The organism is Acidithiobacillus sp. TH-A35 (assembly GCF_057473505.1).
Genome location: NZ_JBYCKR010000020.1, coordinates 1 through 7063 on the forward strand (window position 1 = coordinate 1; position 7063 = coordinate 7063).

Annotated in this window: 7 protein-coding genes; all 7 read right to left on the reverse strand. The window is 59.6% G+C overall.

All coding sequences use genetic code 11. The annotated features are described in order from the left end of the window. Positions 1-189 precede the first annotated feature (189 nt). Positions 190-1557, reverse strand: coding sequence for a bifunctional UDP-N-acetylglucosamine diphosphorylase/glucosamine-1-phosphate N-acetyltransferase GlmU (glmU, locus tag AC2VNK_RS00980; protein ID WP_486882482.1), 1368 nt, complete (start codon positions 1555-1557; stop codon positions 190-192). A gap of 128 nt (positions 1558-1685) precedes the next feature. Continuing rightward, positions 1686-2111: a F0F1 ATP synthase subunit epsilon gene (locus AC2VNK_RS00985; RefSeq protein ID WP_291525487.1), complete on the reverse strand. Its 426-nt coding sequence runs from the start codon at positions 2109-2111 to the stop codon at positions 1686-1688. A gap of 3 nt (positions 2112-2114) precedes the next feature. After that, positions 2115-3524, reverse strand: a complete 1410-nt coding sequence (gene atpD, locus AC2VNK_RS00990; protein ID WP_486882483.1) for a F0F1 ATP synthase subunit beta — start codon at positions 3522-3524, stop codon at positions 2115-2117. 41 nt (positions 3525-3565) lie between these two features. Beyond that, positions 3566-4432, reverse strand: a complete 867-nt coding sequence (atpG, locus tag AC2VNK_RS00995) for a F0F1 ATP synthase subunit gamma (RefSeq protein ID WP_291525491.1) — start codon at positions 4430-4432, stop codon at positions 3566-3568. Positions 4433-4441: 9 nt separating this feature from the next. Continuing rightward, entirely contained in the window at positions 4442-5986 is a 1545-nt protein-coding gene (atpA, locus tag AC2VNK_RS01000; RefSeq protein WP_486882484.1) for a F0F1 ATP synthase subunit alpha, read from the reverse strand. Positions 5987-6002: 16 nt separating this feature from the next. Beyond that, positions 6003-6542 carry a F0F1 ATP synthase subunit delta gene (locus AC2VNK_RS01005; protein ID WP_486882485.1) on the reverse strand — a complete coding sequence of 180 codons (540 nt, stop codon included), beginning with the start codon at positions 6540-6542 and terminating at the stop codon, positions 6003-6005. Positions 6543-6552: 10 nt separating this feature from the next. Next, positions 6553-7032: a F0F1 ATP synthase subunit B gene (gene atpF, locus AC2VNK_RS01010; protein WP_486882486.1), complete on the reverse strand. Its 480-nt coding sequence runs from the start codon at positions 7030-7032 to the stop codon at positions 6553-6555. Positions 7033-7063: the final 31 nt, after the last annotated feature.

Below are 7063 nucleotides of genomic sequence, written 5' to 3' on the forward strand. Positions count from 1 at the left end.
CGCAGCAAATCCGCGCCTTGCGTCCCCTCTTTCAGTATCGCCAGGCCAGCCGAATCATAGCCGCGATACTCCAAACGCCGCAGCCCCTCCAGAATCATGGGGACCAAATCTGTTTTGCTCACCCCACCGACAATCCCGCACATATTATTGCTCTCCTGCAGTCGAAGACGATGCCGGTACTACCTGGCGCTATTTTTTCTCACGCCGTGGTCGCTGCCAATGCGGAATAGTACGCTGCGGACTGCGACTCAGCGTCAGACCACCCGCTGGAACCTCTTTGGTGATCGTGCTGCCCGCACCGATGGTCGCGCCGTCGCCAACGGTCACCGGCGCCACCAACTGGCTATCCGAGCCGATGAACACATCATTGCCGATAATGGTCCGATGCTTGTTGGCGCCATCATAATTGCAAGTAATCGTCCCCGCGCCCACATTCACCCCGGTACCGATCTCCGCATCGCCGATATAAGTCAGGTGATTGGCTTTGCTGCCTGCACCAATTTTTGAGGCCTTTACCTCGACATAGTTACCGATGTGGGCGGCTTCGCCAATCTCCGTTCCGGGGCGAATCCGCGCAAAAGGTCCAATCCGTGCCCCGGCGGCAATTCGTGCACCTTCGATGAGGCTGTAGGGCAAAATTTCCACGTCGTCGCCAATCTGTACGTCCTGCAAAACTGCACCCGCTCCCACGCGTACGCGATTACCCAGATGAACCTCGCCAACAAACAAGACGTTGGGATCCACCCAGCAGTCCTGGCCACAAGTGACCTCACCACGGATGTCTATCCGCGCCGGGTCCGCCACCCGTAATCCCTGCATCTGCAGAGCGCGCAGTTGCTGCCGCTGAAACACGCGCTCCAGATCCGCCAACTGCATGGGGTCATTTACCCCCAAGGCCTCGGTCGCATCAGCCAGTGTAAAAGGCCAGACGACATGGCCGCCCGTCCGCGCTGCCGCCACCACATCCGTCAGGTAAATCTCGCCCTGGGCATTGCGTGCAGACAGTCCCCGCAACCAGCCCGCCAGCGGCTCTACCGGCAGCACCATCATCCCAAGATTTATCTCGCAGATAGCCTGTTCGTCCGTCTGACAATCCTTGTGCTCACGGATACCCTGCACCTGACCGTCCGCATCGCGGAGAATTCGCCCGTATCCGTGGGGCTCGCTTACCGATGCGGTCGTCAGTCCAAGTGCTGACGCCGGGGTGTGTTGGAGAAATTTGCGTAGTGTCGCCGCCGTTAAGAGGGGCACATCACCGTACAACACCAATACCCGGTGCGCTCCCGTGAAACCCACTAACGCCGATTCTAACGCATCACCGGTACCGAGCTGCTGTGCCTGCGTCCACCAGCTTACCTGCGCGTCCGGGAAGGCGGCCTGCACGGCATCGCCGCCATGACCGACCACAACGTGGATACGCCGTGGCGACAATTCCGCCGCAATAGCTAGCACGTGGGCGAGCATGGGTTTTCCCCCGAGAGGTTGCAGCACCTTCGGCAAAGCAGAGCGCATGCGCGTGCCCTGCCCGGCGGCGAGTATTACGATATCCGTTAACATGATGTCTCCATGCCCCGCATTATCTGTCAGCATAAGCGCTAGACCATAAAATACACAGACCCCAGAGACAGTTTAGTCGCTGGGGTCTGTGTGATGTTACTCAACAAACATGCAAATACGTCGAGACGTTAGCGCAGCAGCCCCTGTTCCCGCAAACGTTGCACCGTCTTCAGACGGGCAATCTGCTCGAGCAATTCCGCCTGCGCCGCCGCATACTCCATCCGATCCGTCTGTCCGGCCATCCGTGCTTCAGCAGCCTGCTTGGCCGCCATGGCTTTGGCTTCGTCAATGTCCGTCGCGCGCTCCGCCGAGTCAGCCAGCACCGTTACCAGATGGGGTTGAATTTCCAGCACACCGCCGTTGACGAAGAGATACTCCGTCTCTGCACCGTGAATAATCCGCAACTCACCAGGACGCAGCCTGGTCAGCAGCGGTGCGTGGCGCGGCAGAATGCCGAGTTCACCCATCTCACCGGGGGCCACCACCATATCGGCAACCCCCGCGTAGATGCTGCCCTCCGCACTGACTACCTGCACATCTATGGTCATCGCCATGGCTTAGCCCTGCTGCAGCTTCTGGGCCTTGGCAATGGCTTCGTCGATGGTACCTACCATGTAGAAGGCCTGCTCGGGCAGATGATCATACTCACCGGCCACGATCGCCTTGAAGCCGCGGATCGTCTCCTTCAATGAGGCGTAGGTACCGGGGCTGCCGGTGAACACTTCCGCGACGAAGAAGGGCTGCGACAGGAAGCGCTGGATTTTGCGCGCCCGGGATACCAGCAGCTTGTCGTCCTCGGACAGCTCGTCCATGCCGAGAATGGCGATGATGTCCTGCAATTCCTTATAGCGCTGCAGCGTCTTCTGGCAGGAGCGGGCCACATCGTAGTGCTCCTGACCGACAATCGCCGGATCCAGCTGGCGGCTGAAGGAGTCAAGTGGATCAAGGGCGGGATAGATACCCAGCTCCGCGATCTGACGCGACAGCACCACCGTGGCGTCCAGGTGGGCAAAGGTCGTCGCCGGGGACGGATCAGTGAGGTCGTCCGCAGGCACGTAAACGGCCTGCACAGAAGTAATGGAGCCCACCTTGGTCGAGGTAATACGCTCCTGCAATTTGCCCATTTCTTCGGCCAGTGTCGGCTGATAACCCACCGCAGAAGGCATACGCCCGAGCAGCGCCGACACTTCGGTACCGGCCAGGGTGTAGCGGAAGATGTTATCGATGAACATCAGAATGTCGCGACCTTCATCACGGAAATGCTCCGCCATGGTCAGGCCGGTCAGACCGGCGCGCAGGCGATTGCCGGGCGGCTCATTCATCTGCCCGTACACGAGCGCGACCTTGTCCAACACGCCGGAATCGGTCATTTCATGGTAGAAGTCATTGCCTTCACGGGTTCGCTCACCGACGCCGGCGAACACCGAGTAACCGGTGTGCTCGATAGCGATGTTGCGGATCAGCTCCATCATGAGCACTGTCTTGCCCACACCGGCGCCACCGAAGAGGCCGACCTTACCCCCCTTGGCGAAAGGGCAGACCAGGTCGATGACCTTGATGCCGGTTTCCAGCACCTCGGTGCTCGCCGCCAACTCGTCAAATGCCGGTGCCGGACGATGTATGGCCTTGCGCTCCTCCGTCTGTACCGGACCCTTGCCGTCCACGGGGTCACCGAGGACGTCCATGATGCGGCCCAACGTGCCGTGACCCACCGGCACGCTGATGGGCGCACCGGTACGTTTCACGGCCAGACCGCGCTTCAGGCCTTCGCTGGGACCCATGGCAATACCGCGCGCCACGCCGTCACCCAACTGGGCCTGCACTTCGATGGTCAGGTTTTTGTCGCTGACCACGATAGCTTCCATAATCCCCGGGACCTGCCCGCGAGGAAAGGCCACGTCGATCACCGGCCCGATCACCTGGACGATATGGCCGACGGCGTTTTCTTTAGCAACCGCTTCGCTCATGATTTAACCCTCAAAAATTCCAAAAATGCTGTGCACAATCGTCAGACCGCCGCCGCACCGGCGCTGATCTCTGCGATTTCCTGAGTAATGGCTGCCTGGCGCGCCTTGTTGTAGGCCAACTGCAGGTCGCCCACCATGCGCTTTGCGTTATCCGAGGCGTTTTTCATGGCCACCATGCGCGCGCTCTGCTCACAAGCCAGATGCTCGATGACCGCCTGATACACCACTGATTCCACATAACGCTGCAGCAAGCGATCCAATACCGGACGGGCTTCGGGCTCGTAGATGTAATCCCACATCTCCGCGCGTGGCTCCGCGAGTACTTCAGGCTTTTCCACCGGCAGCAACTGTTCGACCGTAGCCCGCTGCAACATCGTATTCACGAAGCGGGAGGAGACTAGGTACACCACGTCGACCTCACCCTTGGCGTAAGCATCGGCCATAGCCCGGATGGGTCCGATCATGTCGGCCAGATGCGGTTTATCACCCAATCCGTTGAGCTCTGCGACCAGATGGGCGCCGTGACGCCGCAGGAAGCCCAGCCCCTTATTGCCCATGACCGCGAGATCAGAGCTGATGCCCTGCTCATGGAGATCGTGCATCTTGTGGACGACATTACGCAGCACGTTCACATTGAGCGCGCCACAGAGGCCGCGATCCGTGGTCACGACGATAAAGCCCGCCTTTTTGATGGGGCGCACCTGCATCAACGGGTGTTCGTACTCGGGATGCGCCTGCGCCAGATGTCCCAACACCTCACGAATTTTCTCCGCATAGGGACGGGCGGCGCGCATTCGCTCCTGCGCGCGCCGCATCTTGCTCGCAGCCACCATCTCCATGGCACGGGTGATCTTGCGCGTGTTTTTAACGCTCTTGATCTGCCCGCGGATTTCCTTGGCATTGGCCATGCTACTCTCCTAGTACGTCGAGCTGGACTTGAACTGCTTGACCGCCGCGTCGAGCTGCTTCTTGAAGTCATCCGTCAGCTCTTTTTTCTCTTCAAGCCCGGCCATCAGGTCCTTGTTATTGCTGTTCAGGTAAGCCAGGAGTGCCTTCTCGAAAGGCCGCACATTGGCCACTTCGACGTCATCCAGCGCACCACTGCTGGCTGCGAAGAGCGCCACGGACTGTTCGGCCACCGACATCGGCGAGAACTGGTCCTGCTTCAGCAACTCGGTGACACGCTTGCCGCGCTCGATCTGCTTGCGGGTGATTTCATCCAGATCCGAAGCAAACTGCGCGAAGGCCGCCAGTTCACGATACTGCGCGAGATCCAGACGAATGCCGCCGCCCAGCTTCTTGATGATCTTGGTCTGCGCCGCACCACCCACCCGCGATACCGACAAACCGGCGTTGATAGCCGGACGGATACCGGAGTTAAAGAGGTCGGTTTCCAGATAGATCTGGCCATCGGTGATGGAAATCACGTTGGTGGGCACGAAGGCCGAGACGTCACCCGCCTGGGTTTCGATGATGGGCAGGGCGGTCAAAGAACCGGTTTTGCCCTTCACTTCACCGTTGGTGAACTTCTCGACGAAATCGGTGTTGACGCGCGCCGCACGCTCCAGCAAACGGGAGTGCAGGTAGAACACATCACCCGGATAGGCTTCACGGCCAGGCGGACGGCGGAGCAACAAGGAAATCTGGCGATAGGCCCAGGCCTGCTTGGTAAGATCGTCATACACGATCAGGGCATTCATGCCGCGGTCGCGGAAGTATTCGCCCATGGTGCAGCCGGCGTAAGGCGCCAGATACTGCATGGCGGCGGACTCCGATGCGTTGGCGGCGATCACCGTGGTGTACTCCATTGCGCCGTATTCTTCGAGCTTGCGCACCACACCAGCGACGGTCGAAGCCTTCTGACCGACGGCGACATAGATGCACTGCACATCCTTGCCTTTCTGATTGATGATGGCATCGACGGCGACGGCGGTCTTGCCGGTCTGACGGTCGCCAATGATCAACTCGCGCTGACCACGGCCGATTGGCACCATGGCGTCAATCGCCTTGATACCCGTCTGCATGGGCTCATCAACGCTTTGACGTTCGACCACGCCGGGCGCGATTTTTTCGAGAACGTCGTATTCCTTGGTGTCGATGGGGCCTTTACCGTCGATAGGCTGGCCCAGGGCGTTCACCACGCGACCAAGCAGTGCCTTGCCGATGGGAACCTGCATGACCTTACCGGTACACTTGACGACGTCGCCCTCTTCGAGGCCGGAGAACTCGCCGAGCACTACCGCGCCGACGTTATCCTGTTCCAGGTTCATGGCCAGCGCGAAGCGGCCGCCGGGGAGCTCCAGCATTTCACCGTACATCACGTCTTCCAGACCGTGAATGCGAAGAATACCGTCACTCAAGCTGATGATGGTGCCCTGCGAGCGCGTTTCGACACGGCCTTCAAAGCCGGCGATCCGTGCGCGGATCAGTTCACTGATTTCCGATGGATTCAGTTGTTGCATACTATTTCCTCAAGACTTAGCTGCGAAGGGTTCGGGCAAGTTGCTGCACTTGTCCACGCACGGAAGCATCTATGGTGAGATCACCCGTATGAATAACTAGGCCACCAATCAAAGCGGCGTCCACCGATTCCCGGAACGCGACTTTGCGACCGGCAAAACGGCGCTCCAGCGCCGATTGCACGGTCGTCTTTTGATTGGCGTCCAGGGCGATGGCGCTGGTGACCAGAACGTCGACAATGCCTTCTGCGTGACGCAGGGCTTCACCGAAAAGCGTGCCGATCTCGGCCGTCGCGGGCCAACGATCATGGTGGATCAACAGGGTCAGAAGTGCCTCCCAAGCCTTGCTATCCACCTTCACTGGCACGGTACTGAGCAGCGCCACTTTTTCGGCCTCGGTACGCTCGGGATCATTCAGAAAAGCCTGCGCCTGCGTATCCGCGATTACTGCGGCAAGAACCTGCAGGGCATCCGCCCAAGCCTGTTCCTGGCCGCTCTCTTTCGCCAAACCATAAAGCGCCTCGGCGTAGGGGCGCGCCACCGTGATCAGATCGGCCATGGGAGTCTCCTCACAATTGGCCGACCATACGGTCGATGATGTCGCGATGGGCCTTATCGTCGATTTCCCGATGCAGGATACGCTGGGTGCCATCGACCACCAGATCCACCACCTGACCGCGCAGCACTTCACGCGCCCGGTTGGTTTCGACGTCGATTTCAGCGCGTGCACCGGCGATGATGCGGTCGGCTTCCTCACGCGCCTTACCCTGTGCCTCTTCACGCAGCTCCACACCACGACGCTCGGCGTTGGCGATAATTTCTGCCGCCTTTTCCTTGGCTTCGCGGAGCAGCTCTGTCGCACGCTTTTGCGCCAGGGCCATTTCTTCCTTACCGCGTTCCGCTGCCGCCAGACCGTCGGCAATTCTCGCGCGACGGTCGTCCATGACCTTGCGCAAAGGACCATACATATACTTGTACAACAACGCCACCAGGATGACGAAGGTGATCAACTGAATGATCAGTGTTCCATTGATACCTACCGGATTCATGACTACCTCACTTGCAAGTGGGCCGGCTCAG